Origin of the sequence: Chryseobacterium sp. (assembly GCF_019236175.1) — a bacterium.
Lineage (GTDB): Bacteria > Bacteroidota > Bacteroidia > Flavobacteriales > Weeksellaceae > Chryseobacterium.
Genome location: NZ_JAFAJM010000009.1, coordinates 238,713 through 256,028, shown reverse-complemented (window position 1 = coordinate 256,028; position 17,316 = coordinate 238,713). Strand labels below are relative to the sequence as shown.

Sequence of the window (17,316 nt, the reverse complement as noted above, 5' to 3'; positions counted from 1 at the left end):
AAATGAATTTGTTTGAAAAATATATTCCTTTTATCCCGGATAGCTGGAAAGAAAGATATCAGACCGTTTTAGCTGAAGAACATCTGAGAAGTCTGAGCCGGAATACCAATAAGTTTAAAGAAAACCCATCAGAATGGGATCTGCCTTATTTTAATGAGGAAATAAAAGTTAACAGGGAAGAACGTTTCAATCGTTTTATCTCCATTCTTAATAAGAACTGTTCCGATAAGGATAAAGGAAAAGAACTGGGAGAAATTCCATTTGAAGACTGGCTTATTGTTTTAGGACAAAGACTGACTTCCGCCAGTATCAGAGACGAACATGCAATTCCTCCGCTTCATGAAGTACTTATAAAAGCCTGTTTAGAACCCTTTAATCATGAAATAACAATAGGACAACGGGCTTGGGAAAAACATACGGGAAGAACGGATGATCATTTCTGGGGTGAAGTTAAAGGAAGTAACCGGCAGAAACAGGAAAAAGTAATGGAAAAGATTCTGTATATTATTGAAAATCAAACCTGGTGGAATGTTTTCTTTCACTATAAACATGATCTGGTTTTTGAAGTCAGAGAAAAAGAAGGTCACGGGATCCGTTGGAGCCATAATGGTACAAAGCTGATCGGATTTCTTGAAAAATTTATCAATGAATAATACAATGCTGCGTAAAATGATTGCGCACTTTGTGGCTAGTTTTGCGGGTATAAATTTTAACAACAGATGAATACATACATTGATATTGGCATTAATCTGACCAATAAACAGTTCTATAATGAACATGATGAAATTATCAACCGGGCATTGGATAACGGAGTAGAACAGATGATTCTTACAGGAACCAGCGTAAGAGGAAGTAAGGAATCTGCAGGAATCGCAGAGGATTATCCTGAAATTTTATTTTCAACAGCGGGAATTCATCCTCATGATGCCAAATCTTTTACTCATGAAAGTATCGGTGAGCTACGGAAATTACTGAAACAGGATCATGTGGTTTCAGTAGGAGAGTGCGGACTGGACTTTGACAGAGATTTTTCACCGAGACCTGTCCAGGAAAAATGTTATAAAGCGCAGCTGGAGTTGTCAATAGAAATAAATAAACCGCTTTTCCTTCATGAAAGAGCTGCATTTAAAAGATTTAATGTTATCACAGATGATTACCTTTCCCGATTGCCCGAAGCTGTAATACATTGTTTTACCGGAACACTGGAAGAGGCTAAAAGCTATCTTGATAAAGGTTTTTATTTGGGATTTACAGGAGCAGTCAGTGATGATAAAAGATTTAAACAACTCGAAGATGTTATCAGATATGTCCCGCTTGACAGAATGATGATTGAAACAGACGCTCCCTTTATGCTCCCTAAAAATATGCCCAGAATGCAAAACAGGAGAAATGAACCTTCTTTTCTTCCTTATATAGGACAGACCATAGCCCGTTTAAAGAAAGTTACCTCATCTGAAGTTGCTGATGAGACCACTGAAACGGCCAGAAAATTTTTCAGATTATAAAAAAGAGCTCTACTGATAAAGTAAAGCTCTTTTTTTATAGTAAAATGCAGATGCATTATAAACTCTTAATGGCAGATTCCAAAGCCAGCTCCATCATAGGATTCAAAGCTTTTTCTCTCTGATCAGCAGAAATTTTTTCATGAGTAGGGATAATGTCCGTAACTGTAAGAATAGTCGCCGCATTTTTTCCTAAATGCTGAGCATTGGCAAATAATCCGAAAGCTTCCATTTCTACTGCAGGACAATTGTATTGGGTAGCAATAGCAGGTGTCTCAGGATCTTTTCTGTAGAAAATATCACTACTGTGAATGTTGATTGCTTTAGCATTTATAGATAAATCTTTAGACGTTTCGTTAATCGTATTAAAGATATTTCCCTGGTGAGAAAGAATTTCATCCTCAATTCCCCATGCATATTTAGCGTATGTACTTTCGCTGGCTGCATTTTCAATATTCAAAATATCAAAAAGCTTAAGATCAGTGTTATAAGCACCGCAGGTTCCGATTCTGATAATGGTGTCTACTTCATATTCCGTATATAGCTCGAAAGAATAGATCCCGATGCTCGGAAAGCCCATTCCACTTGCTCCTACACTAATCTCTTTACCTTTGTAAAGCCCTGTATAATACAAAATTCCTCTGGTCTTGCTTACCAGTTTTGCGTTTTCTAAATAATTTTCAGCGATATATTGTGCACGAAGCGGGTCTCCCGGTTGTAATACTACTTTGGCAATTTCTCCTTTGTTGGCACTGATGTGAATACTCATAATTTTATTTTGACTGATGCAAAGATAATAACTTTTAGATTGTATATGGTATTGCATGAAGTGGAACAAAGAAAACAGTTTTATGGAAATACAATACATAGATTGCTATCTGTAAGTGTTTTAAATAAAATTGTAAAGGATGTTTGTTGAATATTTGATATTAAATGAACAGAAGAGCCTCTTGTCATTCAAAAATAAAATAAGGTAAATGCAGAGCAAGAACAGAATAATACTGAGCAAATATTTCAGTGAATAGGCTACTACTTTTGTTTCAATAAATAATTTTTTAAAAATGAAAATTGAACATCTTGCTATTTGGGTGAAAAACCTTGAAGAATCAAAAACTTTTTACCAAAAATATTTTGGAGCAGTTGCTAATGAGAAATACCATAATCCGGTGAAAGATTTCGAGTCATATTTTTTAAGTTTTAATAATGGCTGTCGTCTCGAAATTATGACCAGACCGGCACTTAAAGAAAGTACCAAGTCTTATGAATCTCAGCAATACGGGCTCATTCATCTCGCATTTTCAGCAGAAAGCAGGGAAAAAGTGGATGAGCTGACGGAAATTCTTAGAAAAGACGGATATACCATTGCCGGAGAACCCCGGACAACAGGAGATGGGTATTATGAAAGCGTTATTCTCGATCCCGAAAATAACATCATTGAAATAGTTGCTTAAGTTCATGGAGAGATAATGTATTAAAAAATCCAAGTATCTATGTGGGAATATTTCTTTTGACCACATAGATACCTCGTTTCATCTTCTATTCTATTCGTGGCAAGGTAACCTTTATGATTTTCATACTTTCAGAATATCCCTGTATATATGTGATTAGATTATTTCAATGAGAGAACTATACTCATTCTGTATTCTATTCGTGCATTCGTGGCAAAGCATTCCTCCTGTATTCTCTGCATTTTAATTTTATCCCTAAAATTTCTACACCTTAAAACTACTTCATATAAAAAATGAGTCTTTGTTATTCAAATCCGTATCTGACATTCTAATCCTTCTTTTAAAAATTTTATTCTCAGCGAAATAGTTTTATTTTTGTTAGATGACGGAAAACGGATCACCATTTTTAGAGACCCTCTTTTTGCTTCGAAAAAATGAATGCATCACCCTGTTCTCCAGCTTTCAGGAGATTTCTCCAAAAGAAGAACGGGAGGCGGAGGATTATTTTGAAACAGAATTTGAAGCAGAGAGACTTGAATTTTTGTCTGACCAGCTGATTTGTAACACGAAAGCAGCAGTCTGGGCGGCAAAAGTACTGTATCATAGTGCACAGTTGTATCTGATCAGAGAAAACATCGCGAAAGATATGGATATATGGGTTCCGGAATTTAAAGGAACCCGGGATATTTCTTCCATACTCTCGGCGGACTTATCGTTAAGGTTTTTACCTCAGATCATTACTGCCCTGAATTCAGTAGATCCGGAAGATCAACTGATCAGATTGCTGGAAACTATTCTGACTGAGTTTCATTATTCGGGAGTCGGATATGATCTCGATCTGAAGGATGTGAACTGGGAGAAAGAACTTAAAGATAATACCTACAGAAAACTGTACCTGGAAAGGATTGTGGAAAAAAGAGATTACAAACTGGCGGAAATTCCGTTTATCAATCAATTGCTTACAGCAGAATTCGGGATGTATAAAGATGCATTCTGGAGAGAACTAAAAATAATAACTGAAGAAAATTAATGACTCAGAATATCACTAAACTCAATACCGTTCTTACCTATGTAAAAGATACTTTTATAGGTAAAAATGATGTGGTAGATCTCTTGGGGATCTGTCTTTTGGCGCGGGAAAATGCATTCTTGTACGGTCCTCCCGGAACAGCAAAATCAGCCATTGTAAGAACATTGTCAAACACGGTGAAAGATGGAAAAAATTTCGAATATTTATTAACCCGTTTTACAGAACCAAACGAGATTTTCGGCCCTTTTGATATCAGAAAATTAAAAGAGGGAGAGCTTCTTACCAATACCGAAGGAATGATGCCGGAAGCATCCATGGTTTTTCTGGATGAAATTTTCAATGCCAATTCAGCTATTCTGAATTCATTACTAATGGCCCTTAATGAGAAAATCTTCAAAAGAGGAAAAGAAACCAAACATTTACCCGCACTGATGTTTGTAGGAGCTAGTAATGTTCTCCCTGAAGATGAAGCATTGAATGCATTATTTGACCGTTTTCTGATAAGGATTAACGTAGATTATGTAAATCCGGAATTATTACAGCAGGTACTCATAGCCGGTAGAAAACTTGAAAATGAAGAAGAAACTGACGTTCCGGAAATTCATGCCGATGAAATCAGAGACTTACAAAAGCTATGTAAAACAGTGGATCTTAAACCCATTTATGAAGTATACCTGAATACTATTATGAGTTTGCGAAACACAGGAATCGCTATTTCAGACCGAAGGGCGGTAAAACTTCAGAACCTGATTGCGGCAAGTGCTTTGATTTGCGGGAGAAATGAAGCCGTTCTTTCGGACCTGTGGGTATTAAAACATATCTGGGATACCGAAGAACAGATTGAAATTCTGGAAGGAATTATCAACAGAACAATTGAAAAAGATGATCATCCTAATTCCCATCCGCAGGCTATGCAGAATAAAACACCGGATCCTGAAGAAGTGATGAAAGATGTGAAAATTCTCGTTGATAAATGGAACGGAGGAATATTGAGTTTTGAAGAACAAAATGTGATTAAAGATAAACTAAGATATTTACAAACCCGTTGTGACTGGATCAGAAATCCTGAACAAAAGAAGTATATCCAGCAGGAAATTGAAAGCTTATGGCAGAAGATTCTTCAAAGTATATAAAAGAATTCTGGGCGGAACTTCCCCGTACGGATGAAGATTTTCTGGGCTCAATCAGAGACTGGAAAAATATTCAGGTCGCAACGGATGATGAAATAATATGGATGAAAGGCTTTACCGAAGAACAGGCAGCTGCTTCAGAAATTCACCAGCTCCCGAATTTTATTCTCTATGAGCTTCGTGACGGGCTGCTGTTTAAGAAAGGAGCATTGGTCCCTAGTAGAAAGGTACGTACAGTATTGCTATGGACTTCTATAGATAAAGCATGCCGGCTGGTTTTTCCTGCTTCTAATCAAAATTATTTTGGAATTAATGAAAAAGTAGAGATCCGTTTAAAAGAAAGTGACGAAGAAATGGAGGTAATTGCATTATTTAGCAGAATTTCGGATATTAAAGACACAATGGCAACATTGCCAAAGTTTAAACTTGAAAATATTAGATGGACGATTATCGGAAATCAGGCTTTGTTTGTAGGAACTCCGCTGTTGAGCCTTCCGGGGAAAACCTACTGGACAAAAGACGGCCATCTTCTGCCTGCCGGTTGGGATTTTGAATTTAAAAATCTAAGCATACTTCTCCAGCAGAAATATAATAAAGATTCTGACGGATGGCTCTTATGGGATGAAAACGGAAATTACCTTTGTATAAAGAATTCTGATTTCCGGCAGTTGTCCGTAAGCTCATTCCGTCTCACTGAAAAATCAAAAGAATGGAACTAAAGGAATATTTCCAGTCCTATGAAAATTATTTTTGGGAATGGAAAACAGATGAAGATGTTCCCGGTGATTCCGGATATCATGATTATAATCTCCTCTCCATCCCCGGAGCGGGTGCCATCGCTTATAGAACTTATGTAATGGAAATCCTGAAAGAACTTCAGCCCTTCGGATGGCCTCCGTTTGGAGCATTACTGTTGGTTTTGTATGCAATGCAGGACGGATATACAGATGTTGCGGGAGCTATAAGACGTACAGCTGATTTGCATAAAACAGGAGCTTTTGCTGTTAATGAAGGACATCCTGCCAATGTAGAGGGGGCCATTCTGTTTCTTACTACAATAAAATCACTTCCAAAAGTTTATAAACAAGGCCAAAACAGGATACTGCTTTTACAAACTATATTCACTAATAGCCGGCAGGGAAAATCTTCAACTCATGCCGATGCTCTCCTGAATGTATATTATAAAAGACCTTATGAGCTGGCTGTAAGTGCAGAGAAACAACCCGCTACATTCTCAGCTTTTGTCAGTGATATAAGAGTACTGCAGCTTAACGAAAGGTTCCCTACAGCAGAATCTATCATTGAAGCAATGAAAGGCTTTGCAGGAAAACCGGACCTGGATGATGCAATCGTTCAGGAAGATATATCCACCGAAACGGATAAAGATTTCATTAAAGAATTAATTGAAGAGCCTAAAACATTTCAGGTAGGTAGCCTTATTAAAAGAATCTGGAGCGGCCTGAAAATTCCTATGCGGCATCTTTCTCCGGGTGAACAGCCAGTAGGAGGGATTTCCGATATGACCAATAAAGGTGATTTTCACAGAATGCTTCTTTCCGAATTTGCCAATGATGATGAAGTATTTATGAATCGTGTGGCTAATAATGAAGCGCTTTATATTCAAAGAGAAATACCTCCGGAAGAAAATATTTTTGAAAGAATTATTCTGATCGATACCTCGCTAAGAAACTGGGGAACTCCTAAGGTTCTGGCTTTTGCCTCAGCAATAGCAGTGATTAAACATCCGAAAGCCCATTCGGAATGCAGGGTTTTTGCCTTAGGCCAGACCGGTGTACAGATTTCTCTTGATACAACTGAATCGGTAATTGAAAACCTGAATCAGGTAAGCCCTGTACTGGAAGTTTCAGAAGCGCTTGAAAAGTTTTTTTATGAAGAACAGTCCGAAAAAGACATTGAAGTCTTTTTCATGACCCATCAGGAAAATATGGCAGATGAAAAGATTCAGAGAGTCATTCATCAGAACAGAGACCGCCTCAAATTTCTGGTGACCACCACAGCAGGCGGTGAAGTTAATTTTTATAAACAGGATAAAGGAGCAAGGAAACATATTCAGAGAATACAACTTCCTCTTCAGGAACTATGGGCTAATCCGCCGCGCAGGAAGCATACTGCTGAAAATAATAACGGAAAAAAGACAGATCTTCCGCAAAATTACCCGATTCTTTTTCCTACACCGGTTAATAAAATGGCTCAGTTCTTATACGAAGGAGAGTTTTTTATTCTGAGTTCAAAAAAGCAGCTGCTGAAAACCTATCTTTCAGATAATTATTATGACAGACATTCCTATGATTATTATAAGACCTATCATGGTTGTGAAGTTTTATTTGAAAATATTTCTGTAAAGCCAAGAGGTCAGTTTGCTCTGGCAAAAAATAAACAACAGCATTTTATCCTGTGCCAGTATCAGTCTGATAAAAAACTGATCTCCAAACTTAATATTAATACCAAAGAATATTCGGAACAGAATCTTACCGGGTTGAATATTCCGGCTTCCTACGAATTAATTTATTTTGGAAAAAGCTTTTATCTGCATCATATTGAACACAGCGCATTATACAAAATAAATATAGACGGAAATATCTCTGTTGAAATTCTTCCCGGTAAATTAAAAGACATAGAAAAAAACAATACAAAGGCAGAAGCAGAGGTCGCAAAACTGAACCGAAGCGGATTGAAAATTATCAACAATTTTAATAATGTCGGGGTTAATGAAAGTCATAACCTGGTTGTTTCCGGAAACGAATTGAGCAGTTTGTATGAAAATTCCCTGAATTTGTATAAAAACAGATCGGATATTAAAATTTTTGCAGAACAGAATAAAAACAAATTTATATTTCCTGATGGAAGTGAAATCATCGGAGATTCCCGTGGTATGCTGGTTTTCCGAAGCAGCAATAAAGGAATTGAAGAGTTTTTTATTCCATCTACGGCCCATGGCTTTTTAGCACTCGCTACGTATACCGAGTTTGGAGGCTCTGAATATTACCTTCCCGAACATACTTTGCTGAAAGTAAAAACAATGGAGGAGATGTGTTCCCGTTTTTTAAAAGCATTTATAGAACAGATTTTGGATTATGGAGCTTAGAATTAAACCTTTCCCGAAAAATATATATCCTAAAAAGGGACTTTTGATTAAAGGCTCCTCGCCGGTGATTTGGCTTCAGGAAATGGAAACGCTTGGAATCAGTCTGAATGAGGTAAGATCTTATGCTGTCCCTGCAAATATTCCTGATTTGCTATATGGCTGTTTCCTTATTTTCGATGATTATGTTCCACAGGAAATCGGCAGAAACGCTTATTTCCAGAGCGTAGATGACCGGCTTTTTATTCCTGAAAATACGGTTTTTTATCCTAAAATTAATCCTGAAGACTGGGAACAGCTTGATTCCCGATTTCTGATTATGCATCCGGAATTCGGATTGGTGAAGTTATCCGAAGAAATAGACTGGATAGCCCTTGTTCAGAATCCGGAAATCATAAATGAAGTAATCAGAAAACCTCTTAACGGGGTGAAAATTCCAAAGACCATTGAACGTTATACTGTTGAAATGGATGATGAGAAAGTACTGGAAGCTCTGCAATCTAAACCAACCGAAGAAGAATGGATGAACAACCTGCCCTTTGATTTGAAAAAAGTAATGGCGGGAAATAAAAAAGAGATTGAAAAATATTTAAAATATATTGAGAAATACCCTGAAAGAACAATAGAACTCGGAGTCCCTTTAGATATCATGGGAACATCCAGAGGAGATGGGTTCAGTAAATTTACCTGGCTAGATAACCTGTTCGGAAGAAACTCCGAAAGCACCGGAAATAAAAAATCGCGCAATATTTTCTGGGGTATTTTAATTATTGCTGTTATTTTAAGGTTTGCATTACCTTCAGAAAAAAATAGTACTGAACAGGAACAGGACGAAAATAAAATGTCATCAGGAACAATAGCTGCTGATGCCCTGAAAGCTCCTTCCGATAGGGTAGCTTTTCAGTCCGGAATTTCTGAAATTGATCAGAAAATTGACTCTATCTATCATAAAAAAAGAACTGCGTTATCCAAAGAGCTGGCTGTGGCAAGTGCAATGATCGCTGCTAAAGAGAAAAAAAGAGAAGAATACAGAAAATCAGGAGGAAGAAGTCTTAATGAAATCAGTCCTGACATTGATAAGCTGGTTAATCGTGAGCAGAAAAGCAGAGACTCTCTGAAAATTATTTATAGCAAAAAAATTAAACAACAGGTTGAAGGAAAAACAGAAAAGCTGAAACGTAGAATTTCAGATTCTCTAAAGCAGTATACTCATGGAAAACCAGTCAACGGAGATGTTGTAAAATACCTTCTGAAAAAAAGACAGGCGTTGATGGAAGACTCTCTGGGCAGACTATACGGAACCATAGATCATAAGGATACACCTTCTGCAGCCATCCAGAAATCTAAAGTAAAAGGCATTGATGCCCGTGGAAATCAGATGAAAGAGAAAACCGGGATTTCAGATATTCTTTATCTGGTTATCTTTATCATAGGAGCAGTAGGAATATACTCCTTCGTTTTCAAGAAAAAATCCTTGAGTCTGGGTGGGGATAACGTACCGGGCTGGATAAAAATTTTTCTCATAGCAATTCTTGTTGCTATGTTGGTCTATCTGTTTTATCCATTGGTGAGAATGTTCGGATACAACTGGTTTGTATGGGCTCTTGTTATTTGTGTCATGTTGCTTCTTTACCGGTTGTTCAGGGATGATAAAACACTTTTAAACACTGAAGATGATGAATAAGCAGAAATTTATCGACAAATTTATGGCGGCCTTTGTGCTGCTTGCTATGTTTAAAGTAGTAGGCATTATTGCTCAGCTATTCCATGAGAGCTGGTGGAGTGTGATCGGAACACTGGTGATTTTCCTGATCGTTGCTTTTATTATTCTTCTTGTTATTACTGCTCTGAAAAACAAAGAACAAAGTGAGCGGAAGTCGGGAAAAAGAAGCATGGGCGGTGGAAGCTTTTATCTGGAAACTTCCCTTTTTGACAGAATCAGAAATAAATACGAAGAACTTGCTGAAAAATATATTGCAGAAAATGACTATAAAAAAGCTGCAAAGGTTTATATGAATCTTCTTCAGGATAATTACAGAGGTGCAAAAACACTGGAAAATGGCGAGTTTTATAATGAAGCGGCAGTCGTTTATCTTAAAAAATTAAGAAATAAATCCGATGCCGCCGTTTGCTACGAAAAGGCAAAACAATATAAAAAGGCCATTGAACTCTATAAAGAAATGGAGCAGAAAGAAAAAGTAGGAGACCTTTATAAAGAAATCAATGATATTAAAAATGCTCATATCTACTACCAGATGGTTGCTGATGACTATACGGCCAATAACCAGATGGTGAAAGCTTCTCTGGTATACCGTAAAAAGATGGAAAAAACAGAAGAAGCACAAAAAGTACTGTTAAAAGGATGGAAAGAAGACAAAGACGCATTCAATTGTTTAAATAACTATTTTGCCAATATTTCTGATCTTCAAAATCTGGAAAAAGAAATACAGACACTGTATGAGACAACTCCGGATTATCAAAAGATTACTTATCTGGATGTTATGAAATATGAATTCAGAAAAACTCCGGAGCTGCAATCCGTCATCCGGAATATAGGTTATGAAATTATTGCGGGAAAAGTGAGCACCCGTTCAGAAATTGTGAATGAACTGAAATATTTCAATCCCGATGATGAGGTGATTTTAAAAGATATCTCAAGATTTAAAACGGGAAGAAACAAGATGTTCAGACATTAAATTGCTCTAAAGAAATAAGATGATAAAGAAAATACAGATCATGCAAAAAATGCTGTCAGAAGGGGCTATCATATTCCCCCAACTTGTGAAAATTATGAAATAATAGCAAAAAACATTTATCTTTGCACCAGAAAATTATGACAATACAAAGAGCACATATCAATGCAGAACTATGCGAAAGCCCGTCTACAAAGGGGTTGTTCGTATATGATGAGGTGATATGGAATGAGGCGAAATGTGCTGACTTTGGAAATTATTTACTGTAAACCTGTAAAAATTTAATCAAAATATAGCAGAAACGCCTCGATTTTTCGAGGCGTTTTTTGTTTTTTAGGTCAGAAATTATTTAGAATGAAAAAAAATAACCATAAACATGAAAATTTTTTAATGAGCAATGAAACTTTAATACGCTAAAATAGAGTGATAAGCAACCCGGTGAGAGACAGTCATTTAGGTAATTTAAATATCCGCAACCTATTGCGGACAGAAATCTTCTATTCTAAAAATTAATTATAATTACCTGGTTTTCAATAAGTTGATATTTAAATTTATTTGCAGGATAAAAAAAATCATATTTACTTTGCAACCGAAAATTGAAAGCAACAGGTTTTCAGGATTTCAAAAAAATAATTTAAAAACAAACAAAAAATAAAATGAAACAATTACATCACATACTCAATCAATATTCAGAACTATTCGGACAGGGGCCGGTGGGTACTGTGTGTATTCTTGAAAGTGAAATTGTGGATAAAAGGTGCTTATATACGTGGGTCAGCTAATGATCTTGTATATTAAAATAAATGAAGCGCCTCCCGAAAAGAGGCGCTTTTTTTATGGTTTCTCTAGCTTATTTGGTAAAGCGCCGGTCTGTGGAACCGGAGAACAGGGTTCGATTCCCGGAGATACCCCAAATATAAAATCCCATAGCTCAATTGGTTAGAGCGTCGACCTGATACGTCGAAGGTTGAAGGTTCGAGTCCTTCTGGGATTACGAAGGTTCATGGAAATTTTCTGCTCCGGCTGTCTCCCGGAAAAGAATTGGAAGTGAGCCCCAGAGCTGGAAAGATAACGGTGGTTGTTTACCCGTCTTGGACGCGGGAGGTCGCAAGTTCGAATCTTGCTTTCCAGACTATTTGTTCCATTAGCATAATGGTGAGTGCATTCGGCTTTCTACCGAAAGATAAGGGTTCGATTCCCTTATGGAATACAAATGATTTTGTAGCTCAATGGCAGAGCACCGGTCTGTTAAACCGGAAGTTGAAAGTTCGAATCTTTCCGGAATCGCAGATAACTCAATGTTAATTGTTTCAGGAGAAAAATAAAAGTTTGTCAAGAGCAGAAGATCTTTACACCAAATACAAAAACAAAGACAGACTTTTCCTTCTCTCCCAATGATCAACAGGCAGGAATCAGAAATATCATTTATAAAATTTTAGGTTAAAATAAAGTTTGTCAAGCGCAGAAGATCTTATATCAAACAAAAAATCAGGACAGGCTTTATTTTTTAAATGAATAAATAAGACTCAGCATAAATTATTTTATTCATTATAAATCTGATGGTTCGCCGAAGCGGAAGAGTCGGGGTGGTCTGCAAAACCGCTGCGTAAGCTGAGTGGGTTTGAATCCCATAACCATCTCCAGGTAGTGGTCTGTACCGAAAGTCGGTAACCGGAATAAGGGGAATATGATCACACTTATAAAATATCCTTTATTAGAAAAGAAAAAGTCTGTTAAGCGCAGAAGATCTTTAGTCAAACAAATTGAAACAGGCTTTTTCTTATTAAAAAAGGAAAATAAGAAATCAGAAAAATACTGATGTCTTATAAAAACGGAAGTACGCTGAAACTGGAGAGTTGGGGGCGGGCTGAGATGAGGAACAAATTGAACGTTTCCTTAAAAGATGGAAAATAACAGAGAGTAAAATCTGTTGCTTTATTGCTGGGTAGGTTCGAATCCTGCTACTTCCACCAGCCACTGATAATGTAATGGCAGCATGCAGGAAATGTACTCTTGTTGTTCAGGTTCGATTCCTGGTCAGTGGATAATTGCTCTATTCGTCTAATGGTGAGGACGTCTGCCTTTCGAGCAGAAAATAAGGGTTCGATTCCCTTATAGAGTACAGGATGTGAATGAATGAACCGGTCAATCTTGAATTGATACTAATACCATGAAAATTCAAATTTGAAAAATACATTGGCCGGTCACCATTCAAAAAAAATAAGAAAAGAAAAAAGGTTTGTCGAGAGCAGAAGATCTTTAACCAAATACGAAATACAGACTGCCTTTTTTTTCTGGATACAAAATAATAGATGAGCAGGAATCATATATAACAATTAGGAAAAGAGAAAGGTTTGTCAAGCGCAGAAGATCTTACAAACACTAGCAGGCATAGTTTATAATCCGACAGAGCTTTCTCAAACCTAAATAACGGATAATTAAAGGTAATTTATTATCGGTACTCAAAAAATCTGCGGAAATGGTGGAATGGCAGACACGCTTGATTTAGGATCAAGATATTGAGGGTTCGAGTCCCTCTTTCCGTACAAGAATATAAATAAGAGGCAAGTTATTATCAGCCGGTGATTTTGAATTACATGGCAGATAATGTACTGGCCGGAACACTTTGGAAGAGTGGTGTACAAGGTGTGCACGTTAGTCTGAAAAACTAAAGGTGCAGGTTCAATTCCTGCCTGTTCCACAAAACACGAATGATAAGTAACAGGTAATGGGTAAGAAATGCTCAGACAGTAAGATGATTACTCATTACCGATTTTCTTATACTCACCTTTTTAAATCTGATTCATAGTGTAATGGGGCAGCACACAAGATTTTGATTCTTGGAGTTTAGGTTCGAGTCCTAATGAATTAACAAAAACCGGAAATAAAATATCAACAATCATTTATGAATTATAAATAAAAATATGTAGAAATGGAAACGCAACAACAAATATGGCAGAATATGAACGGAAAAATTTTCCGAAATTCTATTACGCAGCTGGTAGAAGAAGCCATTATCCGCGAACAGGCAAACGGGCATCGTCTGAAAGTATGTGTGGGATCAGATTCCCATGTATATGGAGAAGCCATCAGCTACGCTACAGCAGTAGTATTTATTCGTGAGGGAAAAGGAGCGTTTACCTTTATTAGAAAAGAAAGAGAAATACAGACTATCAGTATCAAAGAACGAATGCTGAACGAGGTCAACAAATCCGTAGAAACGGCTTACGCGATCTGTTCTGTATTAGACACTTATGGAGTAGAAATGGAGGTACACGCAGACATTAATACCGATCCCGATTTTAAATCCAATGTAGCATTAAAAGATGCGATGGGATATATTCTCGGAATGGGATACGTGTTTAAAGCAAAACCCTTTGCTTTCGCAAGTTCCAATTGTGCTGATATGATGGTTTAATCTTTTTATAAAACTAAAAACATGATACATAGTAGAATAGCCGTTGTTGGCTTACACGAACAGGAATACCAATATATAAGAGAACATTTTGACGGCCTTATCATCTGGCATCAGTCGATTCCGAAAATCAAAGTGACGGACGGAACATTGTATGTTGAAAAAGCTCAGGGAGTAGGTATGCTTCCGGTAGACAAAATGATATATCACGGAATTTTTGAAGATGATCTTGATTTTATTGCAGGACTGGCTTTGTGGAACGGCCCCTGCTTTCCAAATGATTTCGGTATGCTGGAATGCAGATTGAAAATCCCGTGCCTCGTAAAAGCTATGAAATATTCTAAATTTAATTCTCCGAGAGGATTTATTTCTGCAGATACCTATGTGAAAACAGATACAGAACTGGTTGCCAAATGGGGAAACTGGCATTGTGGAGAAAACAAGCACAAGTTTACGGGAAATTGGGAAAGTTGGGAAAACAGTGTTTTAGAACCCTATTTTGAAGGCGAAGCAGTAAGGATTTTACATATTGGTGAACAATCATGGCAGATCAGTCTTGAAGGTGAAACCTGGCTGAAATCCATTCATCCTGATAATGCCCGGATGATGGAAATTGATGCCGGGCTTTTAGAAGATACCCTGATGCTGAAAGATAAAATAGGAATGGATGTGATTGCCAATGATTATATCATTCAGAAAGACGGAACAAAGCATTTGCTGGAAATTAATCATATTCCCAATATCACAAGATTTGAAGAAGTAAGACAGCACTTTTTAAAGACTGTGACAGACTGGATCAATAATGAGTAAACAAAAACGATGGAAATAACAAAAGGATTATTATTTCTGGATGATATCAGATATCCGGCTGAAGTATATCAGTATACGGATCAGGACATTTTCCTTAGAAAAGACTGGCATATTGTAAGAAACTACGAAGAGTTTGTCAACAGGATTTTAGAAAAAGGACTTCCGGAAATAATATCTTTTGATCATGACCTTGGAGATGAACATGAGCTAAAAAACAATGCCCGGAAATGGCTTGAAAAAACAGGCTATGATTGTGCAAAATGGCTCACGGAATACTGTATGGATCATTATTTAGACTTACCAATGTTCTATTGTCACTCTATGAATCCTGTAGGAAAGGAAAATATTATCAGCCTTTTAAAAAACTTTAAAAACTATTAAAACAAAAAGAAATGATTTTCAAAACATATAACAGTATAGAAAATGCTTACCAGGCCCGCGTGATCGAACAGATCAGACTGCAGGGGTTTGGGGATGAGGTTTTCATCGTACAGGAAAAAGTTCACGGAGCTAATTTCTCTTTCTTTACCGACGGGAAGGAAATTAAAATCGCGAAAAGAACTGCTTTCATCGGAAAAGATGAAAAATTTTTCAATGCCCATCAAATTCTGGAACGCTACAACAATAATGTTATTGAAGTATTCCGGAAAGTAAAAACTATATATCCGGATCTTAAGACAGTGGTAATCTATGGTGAGCTATTCGGTGGCGGTTACAAACATAAGGGAGTAGAACCGGCTGAGGGTGCTGTAAAGGTACAGAAGGGCATCGAATATGCTCCTTACAATGAATTTTATGCATTCGACATTAAGCTGAACGGAACGACCTATCTGGATACCGATCTGACCAACTCCGTTTTTGAAGAAACCGGATTTTTCTATGCAAAAACTTTGTTTCAGGGAACTCTGGAAGAGGTATTGAAATACCCGAATGCTTTTGATTCTAAGATTCCGGATTGGCTTGGGCTTCCTGAAATGGAAAACAATAGGTGTGAAGGAACTGTTATAAAAACTTTGAAAACCCGATATTTTGGAAATGGAGCAAGAGTCATTCTGAAAAATAAGAATGAAAAATGGATTGAGAAATCTAAAATGGTTAAAAAGCAGCCGAAAACTGTTCATAAGCAGATTCATTTCAGTGAGGTAGCCCAAAATATCTGGGTGGAGATCCAGTTATATGCAACTGTCAATCGACTGAACAATGTGATGAGTAAGATTGGTGAATTCGAACCCCGAATGATTGGGAAGGTAATCGGCCTTTTTGCGCAGGATATTTTAGAAGATTTTGAAAAGGATTTTCCGGCAGTTTTTACGACTATCGAAAAAGAAGAACAGAAAAAGATCAACAAAAAGTTGAATGCTTTAGTGATTGATTTTATAAAAGAAGAGCTGATGACTCTTAAAGTTTAGTTTCGGTATTTTTTACCGGAACTTTTTTATTTACAAAACTGCAAAAAGGATTGCTCTTCCAAAGATGGTATATTGAAAAATAGGGTAAGCTTTGGAAGAGCAATCCTTTTTGTGATCACAATTTAAAACAATTAAAACAATGAAACCCAATATATTTTTTACAGCAGACCATCATTTTGGTCACGAAAATATTATCCGATTTTCCGAAAGACCTTTTGAATCTATGGAACAGATGAATGAAGAAATGATTCAACGATGGAATGAGAAAGTAGGACCGGAAGATACAGTCTATCATTTAGGTGATTTCAGCTTGGGAAAACCTGATTTTACAAAAGAAATCTTAGATCGTTTAAACGGAACAATTCATCTGATAAAAGGAAATCATGAAGGAGCGGCCTTAACTTATCCTAAACGCTTTGCTTCGTTAAGAGACTATCATGAATTAAAAATTAATGAACCGGACAATAACAATGGAAAACAGAAAATTATTCTTTTTCACTACGCCATGCGTACATGGAACGGCTCACACCGCGGAGTTTGGCAGCTATACGGACATTCCCACGGAACCTTACCGGATGACGAGATGGCATTAAGCTTTGATGTCGGGGTAGACTGTCATAATTTTTATCCGGTCTCCTACGAAGAAGTTAAAGAAATTATGATGAAGAAAAAATGGATTCCGCCGTTCAGTCCGAGAGAATAAAACGGGAAGACAGTCATAATGACGGAATTAAAGCGGATATATCCCTTTAGATTTCTGCTGTCTGACTTTCCAT

At 37.0% G+C, this 17,316-nt stretch carries 16 protein-coding genes and 9 tRNA genes; 24 read left to right on the top strand and 1 reads right to left on the bottom strand.

The window, feature by feature from the left end; genetic code table 11:
* Window positions 1–2 precede the first annotated feature (2 nt).
* On the top strand, window positions 3–653 hold the full coding sequence (locus JO178_RS08725) for a hypothetical protein (RefSeq protein WP_291934355.1): 651 nt from the start codon (window positions 3–5) through the stop codon (window positions 651–653).
* Between the two features lie 66 nt (window positions 654–719).
* Window positions 720–1,505, top strand: a complete 786-nt coding sequence (locus tag JO178_RS08720) for a TatD family hydrolase (RefSeq protein WP_291934352.1) — start codon at window positions 720–722, stop codon at window positions 1,503–1,505.
* Window positions 1,506–1,560: 55 nt separating this feature from the next.
* On the opposite strand, the gene deoD is transcribed toward JO178_RS08720, so the two are convergent.
* The gene (gene deoD, locus JO178_RS08715; RefSeq protein ID WP_291934349.1) at window positions 1,561–2,271 is read right to left on the bottom strand and encodes a purine-nucleoside phosphorylase; all 711 of its coding nucleotides are present in this window, start codon (window positions 2,269–2,271) and stop codon (window positions 1,561–1,563) included.
* 292 nt (window positions 2,272–2,563) lie between these two features.
* Here deoD and JO178_RS08710 point away from each other — a divergent pair, with 292 nt between their 5' ends.
* The 22 genes from JO178_RS08710 to JO178_RS08605 all read left to right on the top strand — a co-directional run bounded on the left by JO178_RS08710 (window position 2,564) and on the right by JO178_RS08605 (window position 17,243).
* The gene (locus tag JO178_RS08710; RefSeq protein ID WP_291934345.1) at window positions 2,564–2,953 is read left to right on the top strand and encodes a VOC family protein; all 390 of its coding nucleotides are present in this window, start codon (window positions 2,564–2,566) and stop codon (window positions 2,951–2,953) included.
* Between the two features lie 379 nt (window positions 2,954–3,332).
* Window positions 3,333–3,980, top strand: coding sequence for a hypothetical protein (locus JO178_RS08705; RefSeq protein ID WP_291934342.1), 648 nt, complete (start codon window positions 3,333–3,335; stop codon window positions 3,978–3,980).
* Complete coding sequence (locus JO178_RS08700; RefSeq protein ID WP_291934340.1) at window positions 3,980–5,113, top strand: AAA family ATPase; 1,134 nt, start codon at window positions 3,980–3,982, stop codon at window positions 5,111–5,113. Before JO178_RS08705 ends, JO178_RS08700 begins: the two co-directional genes overlap by 1 nt.
* Entirely contained in the window at window positions 5,086–5,829 is a 744-nt protein-coding gene (locus tag JO178_RS08695; RefSeq protein ID WP_291934338.1) for a hypothetical protein, read from the top strand. Before JO178_RS08700 ends, JO178_RS08695 begins: the two co-directional genes overlap by 28 nt.
* A complete protein-coding gene (locus JO178_RS08690) occupies window positions 5,820–8,216 on the top strand; it encodes a hypothetical protein (RefSeq protein ID WP_291934335.1) in 2,397 nt (798 codons plus the stop codon). The genes JO178_RS08695 and JO178_RS08690 overlap by 10 nt, the downstream gene beginning before the upstream one ends.
* Window positions 8,206–9,897 carry an APC family permease gene (locus tag JO178_RS08685; protein ID WP_291934330.1) on the top strand — a complete coding sequence of 564 codons (1,692 nt, stop codon included), beginning with the start codon at window positions 8,206–8,208 and terminating at the stop codon, window positions 9,895–9,897. The genes JO178_RS08690 and JO178_RS08685 overlap by 11 nt, the downstream gene beginning before the upstream one ends.
* On the top strand, window positions 9,887–10,909 hold the full coding sequence (locus JO178_RS08680) for a hypothetical protein (protein ID WP_291934328.1): 1,023 nt from the start codon (window positions 9,887–9,889) through the stop codon (window positions 10,907–10,909). Before JO178_RS08685 ends, JO178_RS08680 begins: the two co-directional genes overlap by 11 nt.
* Window positions 10,910–11,046: 137 nt before the next feature.
* Complete coding sequence (locus JO178_RS08675) at window positions 11,047–11,175, top strand: penicillin-binding protein (RefSeq protein WP_291934325.1); 129 nt, start codon at window positions 11,047–11,049, stop codon at window positions 11,173–11,175.
* Window positions 11,176–11,745: 570 nt separating this feature from the next.
* Window positions 11,746–11,819 (top strand) — tRNA-His (locus JO178_RS08670).
* A gap of 7 nt (window positions 11,820–11,826) precedes the next feature.
* Window positions 11,827–11,900 (top strand) — tRNA-Ile (locus tag JO178_RS08665).
* 66 nt (window positions 11,901–11,966) lie between these two features.
* Window positions 11,967–12,038, top strand: a tRNA-Pro gene (locus JO178_RS08660).
* Window positions 12,039–12,044: 6 nt separating this feature from the next.
* Window positions 12,045–12,116 (top strand) — tRNA-Glu (locus JO178_RS08655).
* A gap of 5 nt (window positions 12,117–12,121) precedes the next feature.
* Window positions 12,122–12,193, top strand: a tRNA-Asn gene (locus tag JO178_RS08650).
* Between the two features lie 271 nt (window positions 12,194–12,464).
* Window positions 12,465–12,549, top strand: a tRNA-Cys gene (locus JO178_RS08645).
* A 407-nt stretch (window positions 12,550–12,956) separates the two neighbouring features.
* Window positions 12,957–13,028: transfer RNA gene (locus tag JO178_RS08640), tRNA-Glu, on the top strand.
* A 351-nt stretch (window positions 13,029–13,379) separates the two neighbouring features.
* A tRNA-Leu gene (locus JO178_RS08635) sits at window positions 13,380–13,452 on the top strand.
* 82 nt (window positions 13,453–13,534) lie between these two features.
* A tRNA-Phe gene (locus JO178_RS08630) sits at window positions 13,535–13,607 on the top strand.
* Between the two features lie 231 nt (window positions 13,608–13,838).
* Window positions 13,839–14,324, top strand: coding sequence for a ribonuclease H-like YkuK family protein (locus tag JO178_RS08625; RefSeq protein ID WP_291934322.1), 486 nt, complete (start codon window positions 13,839–13,841; stop codon window positions 14,322–14,324).
* A 21-nt stretch (window positions 14,325–14,345) separates the two neighbouring features.
* Window positions 14,346–15,131, top strand: a complete 786-nt coding sequence (locus JO178_RS08620) for a hypothetical protein (RefSeq protein WP_291934319.1) — start codon at window positions 14,346–14,348, stop codon at window positions 15,129–15,131.
* Between the two features lie 9 nt (window positions 15,132–15,140).
* Window positions 15,141–15,512 (top strand): cyclic-phosphate processing receiver domain-containing protein, encoded by a 372-nt coding sequence (locus JO178_RS08615; RefSeq protein ID WP_291934318.1) that lies wholly within the window; start codon window positions 15,141–15,143, stop codon window positions 15,510–15,512.
* 11 nt (window positions 15,513–15,523) lie between these two features.
* Window positions 15,524–16,540, top strand: a complete 1,017-nt coding sequence (locus tag JO178_RS08610; protein WP_291934316.1) for an RNA ligase, Rnl2 family — start codon at window positions 15,524–15,526, stop codon at window positions 16,538–16,540.
* Window positions 16,541–16,679: 139 nt separating this feature from the next.
* Entirely contained in the window at window positions 16,680–17,243 is a 564-nt protein-coding gene (locus JO178_RS08605; protein WP_291934313.1) for a metallophosphoesterase, read from the top strand.
* Window positions 17,244–17,316 lie beyond the last annotated feature (73 nt).